The 18,201-nt window shown below is 65.8% G+C and carries 16 protein-coding genes; 7 read left to right on the top strand and 9 right to left on the bottom strand.

What is annotated here, in order from left to right; all coding sequences use genetic code 11:
* Positions 1-470 precede the first annotated feature (470 nt).
* Positions 471-923, top strand: coding sequence for a PA2169 family four-helix-bundle protein (locus tag V3B25_RS05510; protein ID WP_005419568.1), 453 nt, complete (start codon positions 471-473; stop codon positions 921-923).
* An 84-nt stretch (positions 924-1,007) separates the two neighbouring features.
* Here V3B25_RS05510 and V3B25_RS05505 read toward each other — a convergent pair whose 3' ends face one another.
* From V3B25_RS05505 to V3B25_RS05495, 3 genes are read right to left on the bottom strand one after another with little or no spacing between them, the layout of a single operon-like run.
* Entirely contained in the window at positions 1,008-2,705 is a 1,698-nt protein-coding gene (locus V3B25_RS05505) for a penicillin-binding protein 2 (RefSeq protein WP_329810275.1), read from the bottom strand.
* 23 nt (positions 2,706-2,728) lie between these two features.
* Complete coding sequence (locus V3B25_RS05500) at positions 2,729-3,157, bottom strand: hypothetical protein (protein ID WP_329810274.1); 429 nt, start codon at positions 3,155-3,157, stop codon at positions 2,729-2,731.
* Positions 3,148-4,683, bottom strand: coding sequence for an MFS transporter (locus tag V3B25_RS05495; protein ID WP_329810273.1), 1,536 nt, complete (start codon positions 4,681-4,683; stop codon positions 3,148-3,150). The genes V3B25_RS05500 and V3B25_RS05495 overlap by 10 nt, the downstream gene beginning before the upstream one ends.
* Before the next feature lie 107 nt (positions 4,684-4,790).
* Here V3B25_RS05495 and V3B25_RS05490 point away from each other — a divergent pair, with 107 nt between their 5' ends.
* Together V3B25_RS05490 and cml are read left to right on the top strand one after the other, a co-directional pair.
* The gene (locus V3B25_RS05490; RefSeq protein ID WP_049423784.1) at positions 4,791-5,696 is read left to right on the top strand and encodes a LysR substrate-binding domain-containing protein; all 906 of its coding nucleotides are present in this window, start codon (positions 4,791-4,793) and stop codon (positions 5,694-5,696) included.
* A gap of 198 nt (positions 5,697-5,894) precedes the next feature.
* Entirely contained in the window at positions 5,895-7,082 is a 1,188-nt protein-coding gene (gene cml / locus V3B25_RS05485; RefSeq protein ID WP_049423744.1) for a CmlA/FloR family chloramphenicol efflux MFS transporter, read from the top strand.
* A 66-nt stretch (positions 7,083-7,148) separates the two neighbouring features.
* Here cml and V3B25_RS05480 read toward each other — a convergent pair whose 3' ends face one another.
* Positions 7,149-10,541: an autotransporter domain-containing protein gene (locus tag V3B25_RS05480; protein WP_329810272.1), complete on the bottom strand. Its 3,393-nt coding sequence runs from the start codon at positions 10,539-10,541 to the stop codon at positions 7,149-7,151.
* A 188-nt stretch (positions 10,542-10,729) separates the two neighbouring features.
* Between V3B25_RS05480 and V3B25_RS05475 the strand changes: the two genes are divergently transcribed.
* Both V3B25_RS05475 and V3B25_RS05470 read left to right on the top strand, forming a co-directional pair.
* On the top strand, positions 10,730-10,930 hold the full coding sequence (locus V3B25_RS05475) for a hypothetical protein (RefSeq protein ID WP_049462007.1): 201 nt from the start codon (positions 10,730-10,732) through the stop codon (positions 10,928-10,930).
* A 124-nt stretch (positions 10,931-11,054) separates the two neighbouring features.
* Positions 11,055-11,405, top strand: a complete 351-nt coding sequence (locus V3B25_RS05470; protein ID WP_154353372.1) for a VOC family protein — start codon at positions 11,055-11,057, stop codon at positions 11,403-11,405.
* Between the two features lie 15 nt (positions 11,406-11,420).
* Here the strand turns inward: V3B25_RS05470 and V3B25_RS05465 are convergent, their stop codons facing one another.
* A complete protein-coding gene (locus V3B25_RS05465; protein ID WP_329810271.1) occupies positions 11,421-12,041 on the bottom strand; it encodes a TetR/AcrR family transcriptional regulator in 621 nt (206 codons plus the stop codon).
* A gap of 127 nt (positions 12,042-12,168) precedes the next feature.
* On the opposite strand from V3B25_RS05465, the gene V3B25_RS05460 reads away from it, so the two are divergent.
* The gene (locus V3B25_RS05460; protein WP_329810270.1) at positions 12,169-13,641 is read left to right on the top strand and encodes an MFS transporter; all 1,473 of its coding nucleotides are present in this window, start codon (positions 12,169-12,171) and stop codon (positions 13,639-13,641) included.
* A 10-nt stretch (positions 13,642-13,651) separates the two neighbouring features.
* Here V3B25_RS05460 and V3B25_RS05455 read toward each other — a convergent pair whose 3' ends face one another.
* The 3 genes from V3B25_RS05455 to V3B25_RS05445 form a co-directional block, all read right to left on the bottom strand.
* Positions 13,652-13,957: a KGG domain-containing protein gene (locus V3B25_RS05455; RefSeq protein WP_032128582.1), complete on the bottom strand. Its 306-nt coding sequence runs from the start codon at positions 13,955-13,957 to the stop codon at positions 13,652-13,654.
* 135 nt (positions 13,958-14,092) lie between these two features.
* The gene (locus V3B25_RS05450; protein ID WP_154353369.1) at positions 14,093-14,767 is read right to left on the bottom strand and encodes a CerR family C-terminal domain-containing protein; all 675 of its coding nucleotides are present in this window, start codon (positions 14,765-14,767) and stop codon (positions 14,093-14,095) included.
* The gene (locus V3B25_RS05445; RefSeq protein ID WP_154353368.1) at positions 14,760-16,016 is read right to left on the bottom strand and encodes a M24 family metallopeptidase; all 1,257 of its coding nucleotides are present in this window, start codon (positions 16,014-16,016) and stop codon (positions 14,760-14,762) included. Before V3B25_RS05445 ends, V3B25_RS05450 begins: the two co-directional genes overlap by 8 nt.
* A 207-nt stretch (positions 16,017-16,223) precedes the next feature.
* On the opposite strand from V3B25_RS05445, the gene V3B25_RS05440 reads away from it, so the two are divergent.
* Positions 16,224-17,708: a DUF4434 domain-containing protein gene (locus V3B25_RS05440; protein ID WP_329810269.1), complete on the top strand. Its 1,485-nt coding sequence runs from the start codon at positions 16,224-16,226 to the stop codon at positions 17,706-17,708.
* Between the two features lie 5 nt (positions 17,709-17,713).
* On the opposite strand, the gene V3B25_RS05435 is transcribed toward V3B25_RS05440, so the two are convergent.
* Positions 17,714-18,178 (bottom strand): MarR family transcriptional regulator, encoded by a 465-nt coding sequence (locus tag V3B25_RS05435; RefSeq protein WP_049423760.1) that lies wholly within the window; start codon positions 18,176-18,178, stop codon positions 17,714-17,716.
* Positions 18,179-18,201 lie beyond the last annotated feature (23 nt).

Raw genomic sequence — 18,201 nt, 5'->3', positions numbered from 1 at the left:
GAACCTAACACTCCGTTTACAACTCGATTACGTTATGGACGCGTTATCGTCGCGCGCCGGATACAGCGTTCATGCACAGGCCATGCACGAAACCGCGACGCGCACCAAGGGTGCTCTGCTTCAGTCTGGCTGCGGGCTGATGACAGACTCCAGGAGACATCCGATGAATACCCCCGGCAAACCAAGACCCACGTGGAAGCAGTGGCATGTGCTGTTGCTGGTGCTTGCCATCGCACTGTTGGTGACGCTGATCATCGTCATCGCGCCATGGTGAGTCGTCGGCGTTCTGCTCAGGTACCGTGAACGCGGAAATGCGACGGGATGAAGGAGTCAGGGCGCGTTGAGGGTGGTGATGCATGCATCAATTCGTACTCACCCAATCGGCACATTCAAACCTCCACAGTGGTCCCGAAGGCAACGCACTCGCGCTGTCATTCTCCATAGACCATCGAGCACACAGGAGCGATTCCATGAGCACCCAGTCCACCATCGAACACCGCCTCAACGACCTGATCGAGATCGCCCGCGACGGAAAGTCGTTCTACGAGGAAGCTGCGACCAAGGTGAAGGATGCCGAACTGTCGGCCCTGTTCACTCGTATTGCCGGCGTCAAGGGCCGCATCGTCGCCGCACTGAGTGGCTCCGTTGCTGCCAGCGGTGGCAAGCCGGCCGAGCACGGCACCGTGGTCGGTTCGATGCAGCAGTTCTATGGCAAGGTCCGCGCTGCATTCGGCGACACCAACTATGGTTACGTGGCCGAGCTGGAAGAGTCCGAAGACCGGCTGCTTGGCGCGTTCAAGGACGTGCTGAAGGATAACGAACTGCCGCCGGCCGTGCGCCAGGAAGTCACCCAGCTTCTGCCTGAAGTGCAGGAGTGCCATAACGTGATGCGTGCGCGCAAGCACGCCATGAAGGCGGCCTGACGATCATCGGCGGCCTTCTCCCCGGGGCCGCCACGGTCGGGGCAGCGTGGCTGCCCCGGCCAACCTGGAGGTGGCGTGCAGGACTCAGCGTGGCGCATCGGGCGCGATGTCCTGCAGGTGCAGAACGCGCCCCATCAGCTCGCTGAAGATGGGGGCGGCGACTGCTCCACCACCGTAGCCTCCGCGGCGTGCATCGGGATCGTCCACTACCACGGCGACGGCATAGCGTGGATGTCGCGCTGGTATGACCCCCGCAAACAGGGACATGTAGTGGCGCGCGTATCCACCGGCAGCCGCCTTGCGCGCGGTTCCGGTCTTTCCGGCGATGGCATAGCCGCTGATGCGGGCCCGCGTCGCGGTGCCGCCGGGCTCGGTGGTAGTGGCAATCATGTCCATCACCTGGTCGGCCACGTTTGCAGGCATGGCACGGCTCACCGCTGTTGCGCGACCATGCTCGAAGGTCGGTTGCACGCGCAGGCCATGGTTGGCCAGCGTCGCGTAGGCATTGGCCAGCTGCAGCGTGGTCATCGACAGCCCGTACCCATAAGCCAGGGTCTGCTTGCTGGTGCCGCTCCATGCAGCAGGAGCGGCCAGTACACCGTTGCGCTCGCCGGGAAATCCGCTGCCCGAGACATGCCCTGCGCCCAGTGCGGCAAACATCGCGTGCAGCTGCTCGCGGCTCAGGCGGTGCGAAATCAACGATATGCCCACGTTTGAGCTTTTCTTCAGGACGTCGCTGGTATCCAGTACGCCCAGATCCCGATAGTCACGGGTGGTGAAGCGCCCATTGCGGATCCAGCCTGGGTGGGTGTCGAACGTGCTGGCAGACGTGATCACGCCGGTCGCGAGCGCTGCAGCCACGGTGAAGGGTTTCACCGTGCTGCCGGGCTCGAACACATCGGTCACCGCACGGTTGCGGCGTGCTTCGGCGGTGCCGGTACCGGGCGCATTGCTGTTGTAGGTGGGCCAGTTGGCCATCGCCAGGATCTGGCCGGTACCGACTTCCAGCACCACGATGCTGGCGGCAGCCGCGCCGTAGCGCTGTACTGCCGGTCCGAGTCCTGCCTGCAGGATGTGCTGCATGCGGCTGTCCAGCGACAGCACGATGTCCTCGCCGGGACGCGCCGGACAGCCACGGTCGCGCAGTTCGACCGGGCGGCCCTTGCGATCGATGATGACGTCACGGTAGCCGGCCTGTCCGCTCAGGCGCGCGTCGAACAGGCGCTCAAGGCCTTCAAGCCCACGGCCTTCGATATCGGTGACGCCGACGGTCTGCGCGAACAGCTCCGACTGTGGATAGAAGCGTTTGAACTCCTGCTGCAGGTGGACGCCTATGGGGGCCCTGGCCTGCAGTGCTTCAAGGCGGGCTGGATCGCCGCGACGAAAGCCAGGCAGATAGACGAAGCGTCGTTGCCGGTTGCGCGCCAGCAGTCTGGTCAGCACCGCCGCATCCGCATCCAGTACCGAGGCCAGCTGCTCGATTGACCCTGATGCGTCGAAGAAGGCGCGCGGGTCGATCCACAGCGATGCCACAGGAGCCGATCCGGCAATGACGATGCCGTGGCGGTCGTACAGCGTTCCGCGATGGGCGCGCAGCGGATGGTGGCGGAGCATCCGTGCTTCGGCCTGGTGCCGGTAGAAGTGGTGATGGATGATCTGGACGTCAGCGGCCCGCGCCAGCAGCAGGCCCGCCAGCACGGCCAGTGCGGTGCAGGTCAGGCGGCAGCGGCGTCGGAAGTCATGGGCACGCGCGCGGCGTGGCGCCATGGTGGGGGTGCGCATGCGATGGGGCATCGAGACAATGGTTACAGCGGTTGCCCGGCGATGTAGGCCAGCAGTGCGGAAGCACGGTCGATGACATTGGCGTGGCTGCGGCCATCGGCAACAGCCATGCAGGCGATCTCCGCATCGCGCAGCGTGGCCAGCCGGTCCTGCAGGACCGGATAGGGTTCGGCCGCGCGATAGGTTGCGGTGTAGCCGGCATCCAGCAGCGGCTGGACCTGCACGGGATGGCTGTCGTGCTGGTTGCGCAGGGTGTGGTCGATCCGTGCGACATCACAGGAGGCGATGGCGTTGAACGCGTACTCCCATGCCACGGCGTTCGCCATGCCCTGGTCGATCTGGCTGAGCAGCGCTGCACGAGGTGGTGCGATGGGAGAACTGGACGATGCCGTCCCTGTGGTGGCTACCGGCATGGCGAACAGAAACAGGATCAGCGGGAGGTTCAGTCGCATGCGCGCGGCTCCGGGCGTTGCAGGAGGGAAGGTGCTTCTGCCGCAGACCGGCTACGGCCCAGCAGCAACACCGCAAGGCTGGCCAGCAGCGCGGCGATGGCCGACGTCCACAGTGCACTGGCAAATCCATGGCTGTAGATCGCCTGTGCGAAGGCGGCGGTGCGCGTATCGGCGAAGGTGCCGGTAGCGATCGCATCGGCCATGGGCAGTACGTTGCGCGCGGGAACCGCCGCGGACAGTGCGCTGCGGATGCCCAGGCTCAAGGCACTGGACAGTACGGTGAATCCGAGCAGGATGCCGACAAAGCGCGTGGTCGCGCTGATGCCGGAGGCCATGCCGGCGCGCTCGCGCGGTGCCGCGCCGATGATGGCTTTGGATGTCTCGCCATTGAGGATGCCGCCGCCGGCACCGATCACCACCATTGCGACGAGTGCCAGCCACGGCAGGTGCTGCCACGCGGCCAGTCCGGCCACGGCATTGCCCGCGGCGGTGACCGACAGCCCGATCGCCAGCACCGCCGGACTGGTCAGATGGCGACCGAGCCGCCGGCCCACGCTGGGAAACAGCAGCATCGCCGCAGCGAACGGAAGCATGCCAGCACCGGCAGCCAGTACGCTCAGGCCGATGCCGTTCTGCAGGTACTGCGGCAGCATCGATGCCATCACCTGTGCGCTGACCGAATAGCCGACCATGGCAATGAGTGCGCCGACGAAACGCGGACTGGCCAGCAGCCCGAGATCGACCATGGGATGTGACCGTGCCCGTTCAACGATGACGAAGGCAACAGCCATGATGATGGCCAGGCCCAGCCCAATCAGCGCCGGGGCCGATGTCCATCCTTCTGCCAGTCCTTCCACCAGGAAGAACACGATGCCGAAGATGGCCGCGCTGAACGTGATGATGCCGGGCGGATCGAGCGGGCGGACCACGCTGTCTGACCACTCGGGTATCCAGCGCAGCGTGCCGTAGCCGAGCAGGCCCAGGAACGGCAGGATCGCGACGAACACCGCGCGCCAGCCCCAGAGTGCGGACAGCACGCCGCCGATCAGCGGTGAGAGCACCATCATCACGCCCATGGCTGTGCCCCAGAACGCCCATGCAGTGTCCTTGGCGGCCCCCTCGTGGTACGTGTGGCCGATGATCGACAGCGAGGGTGCCAGCAGAAAGGCTGCACCAATGCCCTGCAGAGCGCGCGCCAGGTAGAGCAGGGCAGCACCGGGCGCCAGTGCACAGAGCAGAGAGGTGAGGGCGAACAGGCTGATGCCGATCAGCAGCACCCGGCGGCGGCCGTAGCGGTCGGCGACAGCACCGGCGGGCAGCAGCAGTGAGGTGAAGGACAGGATGTAGGCACTGATCACCCACTCGATATCCGCGAATCCAGCGTGCAGGTCACGCGCGATGCTGGGCAATGCGACCGCGACGGCATTGGTCTCCAGCACGGTCATCGTGCAGCCCAGCGAGGCCACCAGCAGGACCGCGTCAGGCAGCGTGTGCCGTGCCGGCGAAGGGGGAGGAGAGGGCGGCACCGGTCACTCGCAGGAAGGGGAGGACGGCCATTCCATCAATGATCGGTGTTTGTTTCATTCTCGGTGTTTTCTGGTTACGTTAGCTTGAACCTAACGAAATGCCGCCCATGGAACGCCGTCACCTGGAGTACTTCGTCACCCTGGCCGAGGAGCTGCACTTCGGTCGTGCGGCCCTGCGCCTGGGAATTGCCACTCCCACGCTGAGCGTGCAGATCCAGGACATCGAGCGTCGGCTCGGCACGCGCCTGTTCGACCGCGGCCGGCGCGAGGTGCTGCTGACCTCGGCAGGCGAGGTGTTCCTCGCGGAAGCCCGCGATGTGCTGCGCCGGTTCGAACAGGCCGAAACCCTGGGCCGGCGCGCGGGGCGGGGTGAGATCGGCAAGATCGAGATCGGCTACGTCGGCTCGGCGCTGTATGCCGGAGCATTGCAGGATCAACTCAGCCGGTTCCGCAGCCGCTACCCGGGCGTGGAACTGCAGGTGAGCGAATGGCCGATGGGCGAGCTCCCGCAGCTGCTGCAGGAAGGACGGGTGGATGTGGTGTTCTGCCGGCCTCCGATGGATGTACCCGACAGTTTCGGCGAACACACCCTGGTCGAAGACCAGTTCTGCGTGGCCCTGCCAGAAGCCCATCCGCTGGCGCAGGCCGGGGCGCCGGTACAGCCGGCATCATTGGCCCGGGAGGGCTTCGTCATGCCGGAGCAGCCGGTGGGCGCAATGGAAGTCGGGCGCCGCGGCGGTTTCATTCCACGTATCCGTTCCCAGCCCGGACATCTTGCGGCGGTGTTGGCCGAGGTGTCGGTCGGCGTCGGTTCGGTGGCGATCGTGCCATCGGTGCTGCAACGCACGCTGGTGCTGCCCGGAATGATCTATCTGCCACTGGCCGGCCCCACCATCGTCTCGACCATCGCTGTGCAGTACCGGCGGGCAGAGACTTCGCCCGTGGTGCGACGGCTGATCGAGCAGGTGAAGGAGACACCGTGCAGGCGCATCGACATGTTGCCCCTGACCTGAGCGCCGCGCGGCAGGTGGACGATTGCTACACTGGTGCCACCTGCATTCGCATTCGATGGATACCATGAACAACGGGAACGGTCCGCAGACAGTTCGCTGAGCCGCAACAACGATGCAGACGTTGTTGCGGTGATCACCCCTGCGATGCACGCGAGGTGGATGGATCACTGCCGGATTCACTCTGGGCGGAGATTCCCCATGTTCAATCGTCAGGCCCCGCGTTGGGCCCATACCCTGCCATCGGCCATTGCGCTGATGGCGCCGTTCGACCTCCTGGCCTCGCTGGCCATGGATATCTATCTTCCCGTGGTACCGGTGATGCCGCAGGCATTGCAGACATCACCAGCGGTGGTGCAGCTCACGCTGAGCATCTACCTGCTGGTGCTCGGCCTGGGCCAGTTGCTGTTCGGTCCGTTGTCCGACCGCATCGGGCGGCGGCCGGTCCTGTTGCTGGGGGCGTTGCTGTTCGCGCTTGCGTCGCTTGCGTTGGCCATGTCCAGCAGCGGCGCAGCATTCCTGGCCTGGCGAACCGTGCAGGCGGTGGGAGCGTCGGCGGCATTGGTGGCGACCTTTGCCACGGTGCGTGATGTGTATGCTGATACAGCCGAAGGCGCGTCGCTGTACGGGCTGTTTGCCTCGATGCTGGCCTTCGTGCCGGCGCTGGGACCGATCCTCGGCGCGCTGCTGGCAGGCGCCTTCGGCTGGCGCGCGATCTTCGTTCTGCTCGGCGTACTGGGCATGATCGCCGGCATGCGCGCGGTACGGCATTGGCAGGAAACCCGCCCGCAGTGCCGGGACGCGTCGCGACCCGCGCTACGACGCATCCTCGGCAGCGGCGCGTTCTGGGTCTACACGCTGGGCTTCAGTGCGGGCATGGGCACGTTCTTCGTGTTCTTCTCGGTCGCGCCCCGGCTGCTGGTCGGGCGCATGCAGTACTCGCCGCTGTCGTTCAGCCTGGCCTTCGCCACGGTGGCGCTGGTGATGATCGTCACGGCGCGGATGGCGAACGTGTGCATTGCCCGCTGGAACGTGCGCGGTACCTTCCTGCGTGGCCTGTGGGTGATGGTGGCCGGCGTACTGCTGATGGCGTTGGCCGCAGCGTGGCCTCCCTCGTTCGTCGGAGTGGTGCTGCCCATGTGGGGCATCGCGGTGGGGCTGGTGATGGTGGTTTCGGTGGCTGCAAGCGGCGCGCTGCGTGATTTCGCCGATGCGTCAGGTACGGCGGTGGCCCTGTACTACGCCGTGCAGAGCCTGATCGTGGCAGGCATCGGCACGCTGGTTACCCTCGTGCTGCCCGGCGATACCGTGTGGCCGCTGGTGGCCTATGGGTTGCTGTTGCCACTTGCCAGCCTGGCAGGTGCCGCCGCGCTGCGGCATCGCGCATAACGCTGGGTGGCGGGCAAAAAAGGGGGCGGCCGCAAGGCCGCCCCAACCCGTCAAGAGAGCACGTTTTTAGAAGCGCACAGACCAGCGTGCGGTGGCGCCATGGTCGCGGCTTTCACTGCCGAACTGGCCGCTGTAGCCCAGCTCCAGCTGCTGCCGCGGGGTCAGCCACGCCGCCAGGCCCAGCTCGGCCACGACGGCGTTGTCGGCAATCGGTGCGCCCTCGACTGCAAAGGTGGTGCTGCTGTTGGCGAAGGCCAGGTTGGCCACCTGGCTGCGGTCACCGAAGGCGCGGCGATAGCCCACGCCACCGCGCAGGTGCAGCCAGCTGTCCTGCTGGAACGATGCCTTCAGGCCCTTGTCGAAGCGCAGGCCAGCGGTGGCGATGGTGGTGCCGGTGTCGTCCACCTTGCCGTGCAGTGCGGCCGCGCCGCCACGCTCGTTGATCTGCTTCAGGTCCACTTCCACGCGGGCGACCTGCAGGTACGGCTCCAGCCCGCCTTCCGCATTGCCGAAGCGGTAGCCCGCTTCGATGAAGGCCTGGCGCGTACGTGCGTTGTAGCGCGCGCTGAGGCTGTCGCTGAAGCCGGCGAAGGCAACATCACGCGTGCTCTTCACTTCGTTGCGGCTCCATGCCACGCCACCACGCAGGCCGAAGCCGCCCCAGGTGTGGCTGGCATAGGCGCCGAAGTGCGTGTTGCCGATCTTCGACTTGGCACGACGCTCCTGCTGCTTCACGTCGGTGCGGCCTGTACCGGCCAGCACGCCGATCTGCGAGCCACCGAACTCGCGGTCGATGCCGACCAGCAGGCCGTTGCTGTTGGCGTCGGTGCGCGCGGTGTTGCTGTTGCCATCCAGCTTGCTGTTGCCGCCCAGTGCCTGCACCCAGGCGCCGGTGGCATCACCCGCATCGGCGCCGGGTGCGGTGGCACCGGCACGACGTGACAGTGCGGCATCGCGCACATAGCGGCTGCCCTCGACCAGGGCCAGCGCCGTGGCCGGATGCAGCTCGCCGCTGAGGCCATCGAGCACGCCACCCACCTGTTGCGGGAACAGTTGGGTCAGCGGCTTGGGCAGGCCCTGGTTGATCGCCAGTCCATCGGCCACCGCCGCGGCCGCACGCTGGTTCGGCGTGGTGGCGGCGCTGGCGAGCGAGGCACCCCGGGTCACGTCGATGCGGGTGCCATTGGCGCCGTAGGCCAGGCTGAACTGCAGGAACGGCGAGAACGCGCTGAAGTCGGTTTTCGCGAACTGGCCGCTGACACCGCCGTCGGCGCGGATGAAATTGAACTGCTCGCCGAGGTAGTAGGTACCCGGCTCCGGCAGTGCGACCAGGGTGCCGCCGAGAGTGGCGGTGCCGGTTACGTGCAACTGGTCACTGCGGCCGCCCGGGGCAAGTTCGGCGGCATAGACGCCGGTTGCGCCCTGCACGTAGTTGCCGTTGATGGTCAGCGTGCCGATCGAATTGCCGGGCGCGATGATGCCGTCCACACGGGTGTTGCCCAGCGTGCCGATGCCCTTCAGCAGGCCGTTGGCACCGACCGTGGTGGTGCCGCCGGTCTGCGTGCCGTTGAAGGACACCACGCCACCGTTGACCGTCAGGTTGCTGTCCTTCAGCAGGCCGCTGCTGCTGACCGTGCTCACGCCTCCGGTGGTGTTCAGGGCGGTGGAGACCAGCGAGCCGTTGAGCAGGAACTGGCCACCCTGGACCTCGACCGCTGACGTGAGTGTGTTGGTGCCGTTCAATTCCAGCGTGCCGTCCTGCAGCACTGCGCCGTTGAAGGTGTTGCCACCGCTCAGGCGCAGCCAGCCGATGCCGGACTTGGTCAGCTTGCCGGGGCCACCGATGTCGTTGGTCCAGTCATCCCAGGCATCGCCTTCCCACACCTTCAGGCCACCGGCCTTCTGGTTCATCACCACGTTGGTGTCCACGCGCAGCGAGCCGTAGCCTTCGATGGCCTTGCGCAGGTCGACCATGCCCCAGCCGTAGATCTCATCGACGCCCGGATCGCCCAGATCGCGGGCGGTGGTCAGCAGCACGTCGCGGACCTGTGCGCTATCGAGATAGGGGAAGCGCTCAAAAAGCAGCCCGAGAGCACCGGTAATGTGCGGGGCCGCCATGGACGTTCCGCTCTTCTCTCCATAGCCGTGCGTCGGCACGCGCTGAGTTACGTCAAGCGAGATGTTGCCATTCGCATCGGTGCGAATATCTGCCGTTGGCGGGGCAGAGGGGTCGTAGGTAGTTGAGTTGATGTCTGTCCCAGGCGCCGCAATGCACCAGTTGGCACTCAGGCCACATTTGTTTGATCGGTTGCTCAGCGTCAAGTCCTCCTGGACGTTGACCACGCTGAGCCAGTACCGCTCGATGTCGGGAAGGGCTCGCGGCAAGGTTGCATAAATGCCGGCAATCGGACTTTCCTCAGGCGTGGGAATTTCCACATCAGTGTTGCCGGCTGCCCAGACCTGAATCATGCCCCTGGCGCGTGCGCCGTCCGCGAAGATGGAGAGTCTCTCAAGCCATTCGGGATCGCTGTATCGGCTATCAAATTCAGCTGCTGACTTGGGCTCTTCAGCCAATCCCCAGCTGTGATTGATCGCACGCACGCCCTGGGTATTCATCTGATCGTATAGATCGACAAGCGCCGAATTCTCTGGCCCTGTGGACTTAACCCGCGTATCAAGACCGAGTCCTTTGAGATAGATCTCGGTGACGCTGTTAAAGAACAATCTGGCGACGGTCAGATCTGCACCGAATCCCACGCCATGCATGCCTGCGCCATCCCGATTGGCAGCGATGGTGCCACCCACATGGGTGCCATGATCCTCATAGGATGCGTTTCGCAGGAGCTCGCTGATCTGCGGGTCGCGCAGAATCAGATCGGCAATGAACTTGGGCATCTTGGGATCAAGCGTATACCGCTGAACCTGCACCTCATCGCCAGCACTGGAGAAGCATGCATCCGGACCCGTCAATGCAGTCCTGTTCGTACACCGGCTGCCATCGCTCAACAGATCAGCAATAGTGATGCTGCGATGATTCTTGCCGGCGAATTCCGGGTGATCCAAGCCGGTGCCGCTGTCGAACACCCCCAGCCGGACGCCAGTGGCGGTCAGCCCCCGCGCGTACGCAAATTGGGCATTCATTGCACCCAGACCCCAGTCAGCATTGAATTCGTCCGTGCGCCAGCTGGCCGGGTCACCCGGCTTACCGAGAATCGAAGTGGTGCTGGCTGCTGCTGCGGGTGTTGCAACCGGCAACTGAAGGGGCGTGGAAGAGGGCGCCGACGTGGCAGGTTGCGCCCAGGCCGCCTGCAATTGTCGCTGTTGTTGCCAGGTGTCGAGTGATTCGCTGGCGATGGCGGGCGTAGCAGCCAGCAGCAGGGAACTGGCTACAGCCAGTGCGAGGCGGCTATGCATCGGAGAACGGGAGTGGGACGAACGGCCGTGCAGCGGGTGATTCATCGGACGACTTCCTTGGATGACGGACTACAAAGCCGTTAACGCCAAGGCACGGCGATACCCCCCAGCTATGTGGCAGGAATTTTATGAACACGTTAATTGGGCGTGACGCTGGCGTTCACTCCATCTCCCGGAGGCCTCGCTACCGTGGCCCGGCCTGGGCTCACCAGGCTTATCAAGGAGTGATGTCGATGCGTACTTTCAGGAAAATGATCGCGGGTGCGGTGTTCGCCTTGGCCTGCAGCGGTTCGGTTGCTGTGGCTGGGCCGATTCCGCCATGCGATCTTCCCTGTTGGAAGGCTTACCAGGCGTGTCTGTCCGGTGGCGGTGATGCAATGGAATGCCAGTACGAATACGATCGTTGCATCATGGATCGCTGCGGCGCTGTGTAAGCAGTGGCAATGCAGGATTGATGACGAGCCCCGTCCCTGACGGGGCTCTTCTGTTTCAGCGCCGCCCGCTTGCAGGCCATGCACGCAGCGGCGAGGATGGGGAATCGCATCGGAGCCGCCGCACATGGCCGTCAAACGTGTCGTCGCCAACATCGCCACGCCTGACCCTGCGCGTGCCGCAGCGTTCTATGGCGAGCTGCTGGGCATGCCGGTGGTGATGGACCACGGCTGGATCGTCACCCATGGCGGCGAGGGCAGCGCGCTGGCGCAGGTCAGCTTTGCCACTGAAGGGGGATCCGGCACGGCGGTGCCGGATCTGTCGATAGAAGTGGACAATCTGCAACAGGTACTGGAGCGCATGCGCGCGGCCGACATCCCGCTGGAATATGGCCCCGCCGATGAGCCCTGGGGCGTGCGCCGCTTCTTCGTCCGTGACCCGTTCGGGCGGCTGTTGAACATCCTCGCCCACATCTGAGCAGCAGAAAGCCCGTCAGCGACGTTTGGCACCGGTTGGTGGCACGCCGACCATGCGCAGGCAATCATCCACCACGGCGGCGATGAAGGCATCGGCATCCTGTGCGGGTGTGGCGATCAGGTCGTCGGTGGCGCCGTGCACGCCGGCATAGATCAACGAGGCGGTGACTTTGGGCGCTGGAAGCTGCCACAGAGCTGCGGCATTGCCTGCTTCGAGGATGCCCAGCAGTTGCTGCTGGATCGCATTGCGTTCGGCGTTGCCACGCTGGTGGTGATGATGGTTGGCGTACACCACGTCGTGCAGTGCATGGGTGCGCACATAAAGTTCGATGTTGGCGCGGATCCAGGTGCGCAGGCGCGCTACGCCATCGCTGGCCGGGTAATGCTGCACGGCGCGGTCGACGTCTTCCATGAAACGCCGGGTATAGCGCTGCGCCAGCGCCTGCAGAATCTCGGTGCGCGAGGCGAAATAGGTATAGAAGGTGCCCTTGGCAACGTCGGCTGCGGCGACGATGTCGCTGATGGTGGTGGCATCCACTCCCTTTGACAGGAACAGCGCCTGCGCGGCGTCCATCAGTTCTTCCTGGCGGGTTTCCGCAGGTTTGGTGCGTGGCCTGGCGACAGCTGGGGTCTGCATGGTGGGCAAGGTCCGGGTGCGACGATGGCCATTCTAGCTGGCCTGTGGCACTGACTGACCGTCAGTCATTGACCGACGGTCAGTCAGTGGCTAGGATGCGCACACATCCTTCCCCCGGGAGCCGTACATGCGACGTTTCCAGCGGCCGGCCCTGGTGCTGGCGGCCTACCTCGGCACATTCCTCGCCTCGCTGGACATCAGCATCGTCAACGTCGCCCTGCCGACCCTGCAGCAGGCGTTGAATACCGACATGGCCGGCCTGCAGTGGGTGATCAATGCGTATGCAATCGCGCTTTCGGCGTTGATGCTGTCGGCGGGGCCGCTTGGGGACCGTTACGGTCATCGGCGGATGTGGCTGCTCAGCGTCGCCACCTTCACGCTGGGGTCGCTACTGTGCGCCTGTGCCGGCAATCTTGCGACCCTGGTAGCCGGGCGTGCAGTGCAGGGCATCGCTGGCGCGTTGCTGATTCCCAGCGCGATGCCGATTCTCAGCCATGCATTCCCGGATCCGCGCCAGCGCGCGCGGGCGATCGGTGGCTGGTCGGCGTTCAGTGCGTTGGCCCTGGTGCTTGGGCCGTTGCTGGGTGGGGTGCTGGTGCAGCGTGCCGGATGGCCCAGCATCTTCCTGATCAACCTGCCGCTGGGCCTGCTCGCGCTCATGCTCGGTGCCTGGGGGATTCCCGAGCGGCGGCATCCAGAGCATGCCGCACTGGATCCTGCCGGGCAGCTGCTCAGCATTGTCGCGCTGGGTGCGCTGAGTTACGGCCTGATCGCGATCGGCGAGCACGGCCTGTTGGCGCCGGTGACGCTGCTGGCGTTGGGCGTGGCAGCTGCCGGGTTGATCCTGTTCGGCATCGTCGAACGCCGGGTGGCACGCCCATTGCTGCCGCTGGACCTGTTTGTCGACCGCCGCTTCGGCATGTTCAACCTGGCCTCGTTCGTGCTGGGCTTCACTGCCTATGCCAGCCTGTTCTTCCTGTCGCTGTTCTTCCAGCAGGCACAGGGGCACAACGCTGCGCTGGCAGGCTACCAGTTGGCCCCGCAGTTCCTGTTGATGGGTGCCGTCTCGCTGTTGTTCGGTCGTCTGGTCGCCCACCTCGGGCTGCACGCCGCGCTGGTGCTGGGCTATGCCCTGGCCGGGGCGGCGCTGTGCGCGATGGCCACGTTCGAACCGGCTACTTCGCACGCCTATTCCAGTGCTGTGCTGGTGCTGCTTGGCATTGGAATGGGGCTGGCAGTGCCGGCGACCGGCATGGCGGTCATGGCCAGCGCGCCGGTCGAGCGCGCGGGTATTGCCTCAGCCACGATGAACGCGTTGCGTCAGGCAGGCATGAGCTTGGGCATCGCACTGCTGGGCAGCCTGATGGGCCAGCGCGCCGTGCAGCAGTTCGCCGCGTCCGCGCAGGTGGCCGGGCAACGGGAGCTGGCGGCACAGGCGCGCGAACTGATCCTGCAACCGAGCTCGATGCACGCCACGCCGCAGATGCTGACGTGGTATCGCAGTGCGATGGCCAGTGGTTTCGGATGGGCGATGGCTGTGGCCGGTGCGCTGGCCGTGCTCGCGGCGCTCGGGCTGTATCGGCAGCGCGCACCGGCCTGACGCGCTGCATTCAGCCCTGCTGGCGTTGCGGACCCGCTGCCGTGCGTTCGATCTCCTGAGGCTGTTGTTGCTGCTGGCGCGCATTGGCGTGGCGAGCGTGTCCACCTTCACGACCGATCTCGGCCATGTGCTGGCGATTGCGGCTGATCGCCTCGCCGCCCTTGCGGCCTGCGACACGTGCCTCGGCCGGACTGAATTCATGCGCGTTGCCGGAGGCATGTGCGGCGCGCCCGCCCTTGGCAGCGATCGCGCGCTGCTTTTCCTGGTCCATTGATGCGAAACCCCGGTTGGAGCTGCGCGGGTTCTGCTCAGTCATGTGAAATCTCCTGCGGTGTGGGCGTCGCCTTCGTAGACGACGGCATCCATGCTTGGCCATCGCACGCTAAGTCCAGGTCGCCATCTTCGCCCCGGTTTTCACGCGCCCTGCGCACGGGGCTGATCAGGCAGCCATTCAGGCGGGCGCTGCCTTCGCAGCCGCCAGTGCCATGCCACTGACCACCGACCCGATCGTCTCTACGTCTGCCAAGGGAGCTCCCTGGTTCAGTCGCGCCTGCAGAGCTCCGTGGGAGACGGCGAAGACGATCGCTTGGCCGAGCAGGGCGTGGGTACGCAGCACCGTCTCGGCGCTGGATGGTTCGCTGCCGCGCAGGCACGCTACGCACGCGGCCAACGTGGAGTGCAGGGGTTCGAACAGCGTACGGTGGGCACTGGCGAACGCCGTCGTCGGTTGGATCTGTTCGCGCGCCAACAGCAGCGTGCGTGGACCTGCATCCGGCGCCGACAGCAAGGCATGGACGAATGCCCGCATCAACTGCTGCAGCTGCTGCGCGGCCTGCCGCGCGCCGTTGGGTGGCGTTGCCGGCAGCGGCAATCGCTCGGCAATGGCTTGAGCGCAGCGCTGCAGTACGGCGGCATACAGTTCCTGCTTGCCACCGAAGTGATAGGGAATGGCTGACTGGCTGCAGCCGGCCATGTCCACCAGCTGGCGGGTACGCACACCCTCCACGCCGAACGCGCTGAACAGCTGCAGCCCCGCGTGCAGCAGTCGGGCTCGGGTTTGCCCGCTGCGCGTCTCGGCCGCGCGCCGCCGTGCCGGTGTCTGCAGATGGGCGATGAACTCAGGCATCGGCCTGCATCAGCCGTGTCGAGTTTTCATTGAGCGCGGTACCCGCGTCCGCGCCGACGATGACCGTACCGCCGATGTTGGCCATGTGCCGGCCGAATGCACAGTTCGGTTCGAAGGCGAAGCACATGCCGGCCTGGAGGGGCAGTTCGCGCCCGACAGTCGGCAGCGGCGCGATGTGCGCATAGCGCGCGGCCTCCGGCAGCGCTTCGATGCCCGGTGCACGGCCGAAGCCAATCGGTCCATAGGGGTTGAGGCTGTGGACCAACGGATGCACGTGCCAGCCGCCCGCCTCCAGCAGGGGCGCTTCCATCGCGTCGACGACATCGCCGAAGGTATTGCCCACGCGCAGTGCGGACAGGCCTGCTTCGTAGCTGCTGCGGGCGACGGCAGCGGCGCGATGGATGTCGTCGTGCACCTCGCCAATGGCAACCGCGGCCTGATGCTGGGTTTCCATCAGCCCGTACAGTGCGAAGATCTCCGACAGCACCAGGTCACCATCGCGCAGAATGCGCGGCGGCTGCGCACGATACTGCCAGGCGGGTGGTCCCCAGCCCACATACTCGGGACCCGAGCCGAGCAGCACCTCGGCGGTGTAGCCCCCCAGCGAGAAACAGGTGGCGGTCACTGCGGCCACCAGTTCGGCTTCGGAAACACCTGGCCGAGCAGTGGCACGCAGCGCCTCGCTCATGGATTCACCGATCCAGGCGGCATGCGCGATCAGCGCCAGTTCCTCCTGGCTCTTTACCGAGGCGCGCTGGAAGAACGCGCGGTACACCGGTACGAATTCCGCGCCCGGCACTGCCGCCTGCATGCCCTGCAGGGTGCGCGCGGGCATCGCGCCGTCGAAGTAGAACGGCGGATAGGGCTCCAGCCCCAGCACGCCGATACGTGCCGAGCGCAGGCCACACTGCTGCAGCCAGCGGCCAACCTCCTGACCGGATTTGCCAACCCATAGCTGCTCGGGCGCGATCCACTGCAGGTCGCCGCGCAGGCCGGCCTGCAGGTGGTCGGCAATCATCAGCGAGGCAAAGGTGAACACCCGTGGCGGCTGGTCGCCGACGAACACCACGATCGAGCCGGGCCGGTCATTGGTGAAGTAGCAGTCCGGCGAGAACCCGGCCGGTGCGGCGGCTTCCCGGTCGCCATGCACAACCAGGGCATCGAGGCGTTCACTGGCCATGAGGTCGCGGGCCAGGGCCCAGCGGCGGTCGCGTTCCATCAGGCTGAGCGGTGCGGGCGGCGTGCGCATGAGGAGTATTCCAGGGGAAGGAGCGCGCAGGCTCGATCACGCAGTTGAATGAATCAACCGCTTGAATCGGCATTGCACGTGCGCTGCTGCGGGGGCAGCTGAAGTCGGCGATTGTGCAGCGTTGTCGATGATCGTGATGGGGCCACCGTCGCTGTTGATAGGATGCGCAACAACGCCACTCGCCTGGCCACGACAGGGACGTAGAACATGAACAGGATTGGATTGATCGCAGTGCTGGCCTGTACCGCTCCCGTCCACGCTGCCAGCCCTCTGTTGTCCGGCAGCTTCGTCCACGTTGGCTACTCGGGCAGCGACGAACAACTGCCGGCTGCGCAGTTGCCGCTGTTCCTGGATGAACTGCAGGACCTGGGCAACGACACGATCATCCTCGGTCAGGTGCGTGCCACCCGTGCCGGCGTCGGCTGCGCCAGCGGCGTGCAGGATTTCGAATGGATTGCCGGCTTTCCCGGCAAGCTCGGCACCGTGCTCGATGCGGCGGCCGCGCGCGGCATGAAGGTCGTGGTCGGCACCACCTACAGCTCGGGGCAGTGCGCCACCTTCTGGCAGGGGCAGAACGCAACGGCCGTGGCACAGGATGCGGCGCAGTCGCTGGCCCAGCTGGGCCAACAGTACGGATCGCATCCGGCGTTCGCGGGCTGGTACATCACCGACGAGCCAGCACAGGTGCCGGCTGATCGCGCGCCATTCTACCGTGCGATCGTGACGGCGCTCAAAGGCAGTACACCCTCGCGGCCGGTGATGGTGGCCCCCTACCTGGCGTCATCCAGCGTGGATCCGGCCAGCGTGGGCCGGGCTGCTGCACAGTTCCGTACGGCCACCGGCATGGATGTGCAGATCTGGCAGGACGGCATCGGCGCCGCCTCGCATGCACGCCTGTTCCAGTGGGATCGCCCGGGTCATTCCACCGAGGCGTATTACGAGGCGCTGTCGGCGGCGCTGGGGGCCAGCGGCCTGTGGGCCGACATCGAACTGTTCAACCATGGCAGTCCCTTGTTCCTGGAAACCGGCAACGGATTGTCCGGTGCCTATCGCTCCGCGTCGGTGCAGCGCATCAACCAGCAGTTGTGGAGCGCGCGTTCGGCCGGCAAGCGCGTTGCCTGGCTCAACCAGTACCACATGTCCGAGGTGGCCGGTCCCGGCCAGGGCTATGCCGAATCGCCGCGGATGATGAACACCTATCGCGGGCTGTATGGGCTCGGCGCGTCCTACCTCGTCGATCCGGTGCAGACCACCTACAGCTACAGCGTGACGCCGGATGCAAACTATCCCGACAGCACCGGGCATGAACTGTTCGATCGCCGGGTGGGAGATCCGCGCAACCCGATGGATGCAGGCTGGGTAGGCGTGCATGGCAACGCCAGCATCACCATCGACCTGGGCCAGCGCCGGCGGGTGGACTGGATCGGCCTGCATACGATGACCCGCCCGGCGTGGGGCATCGTCACGCCGACAGCTGTGGAGGTGATGTGTGCCGAGCCGGGCGCCGCTGCGGTGAAGATCGGTGTGCTGTCGGCGCCATTCACCCAGGCCGGACTGAGCGGTTCGACCGAAGAGGAATACGTGCTGGGCGACGCCGCGCCGCTGGCCGCGCAGTGCCGCACGCTGGAGCTGCGGTTGGCCAATGGCAGCTGGACGTTCCTCAGTGAAATCGAGATGGCGGCCGAGCAGTAAGCGCCTCAGCGTTGGGGCGTGCCACGCAGTCGCTGCGCGAACGGCCGCTGTTCAAGCGCCTGCAGTGCCTCGCGCAGCACCTGCTCCAATGACTGTCCAAGATCGGCATCGAGGCTGCGCGCCGCGCGTGCCGTGGCCTGCCACTGCGCCTGCAGCGCCGGCAATGCCTGCAGCGCGCGCGGGCTCAACTGCAGGATGCGCTCGCGGCTGTCTTCACCGACCGCAGCGTGCAGCCAGCCGTCGCGCACCATTGCTGAAACCGTCTGGCTGAGCGCCGAATGGCTGAGCCCGCAGGCCAGTGCGAGATCCTTGATGCGGCAGGGTCCCTGCGCCATCAGCGTGCGCAGCACCGGGGTGTAGCGCGGCCGGTAGTCCAGCTTCAGGTCGCGGTAGGCCTGCTCGACCGCCGGGTCCAGCTGGTCGAGCAGGGCCCGCAGCAGTGTTCCCAGGGTGGCATGTTGGAGATCCATGGTGGCGATGATATATAAGCACT

The organism is Stenotrophomonas sp. SMYL8 (assembly GCF_036320065.1).
GTDB classification, from domain to species: Bacteria; Pseudomonadota; Gammaproteobacteria; order Xanthomonadales; family Xanthomonadaceae; genus Stenotrophomonas; species Stenotrophomonas maltophilia_A.
The sequence above is the reverse complement of the archived record's forward strand: the minus strand, read 5'-3'. Positions and strand labels throughout refer to the sequence as shown.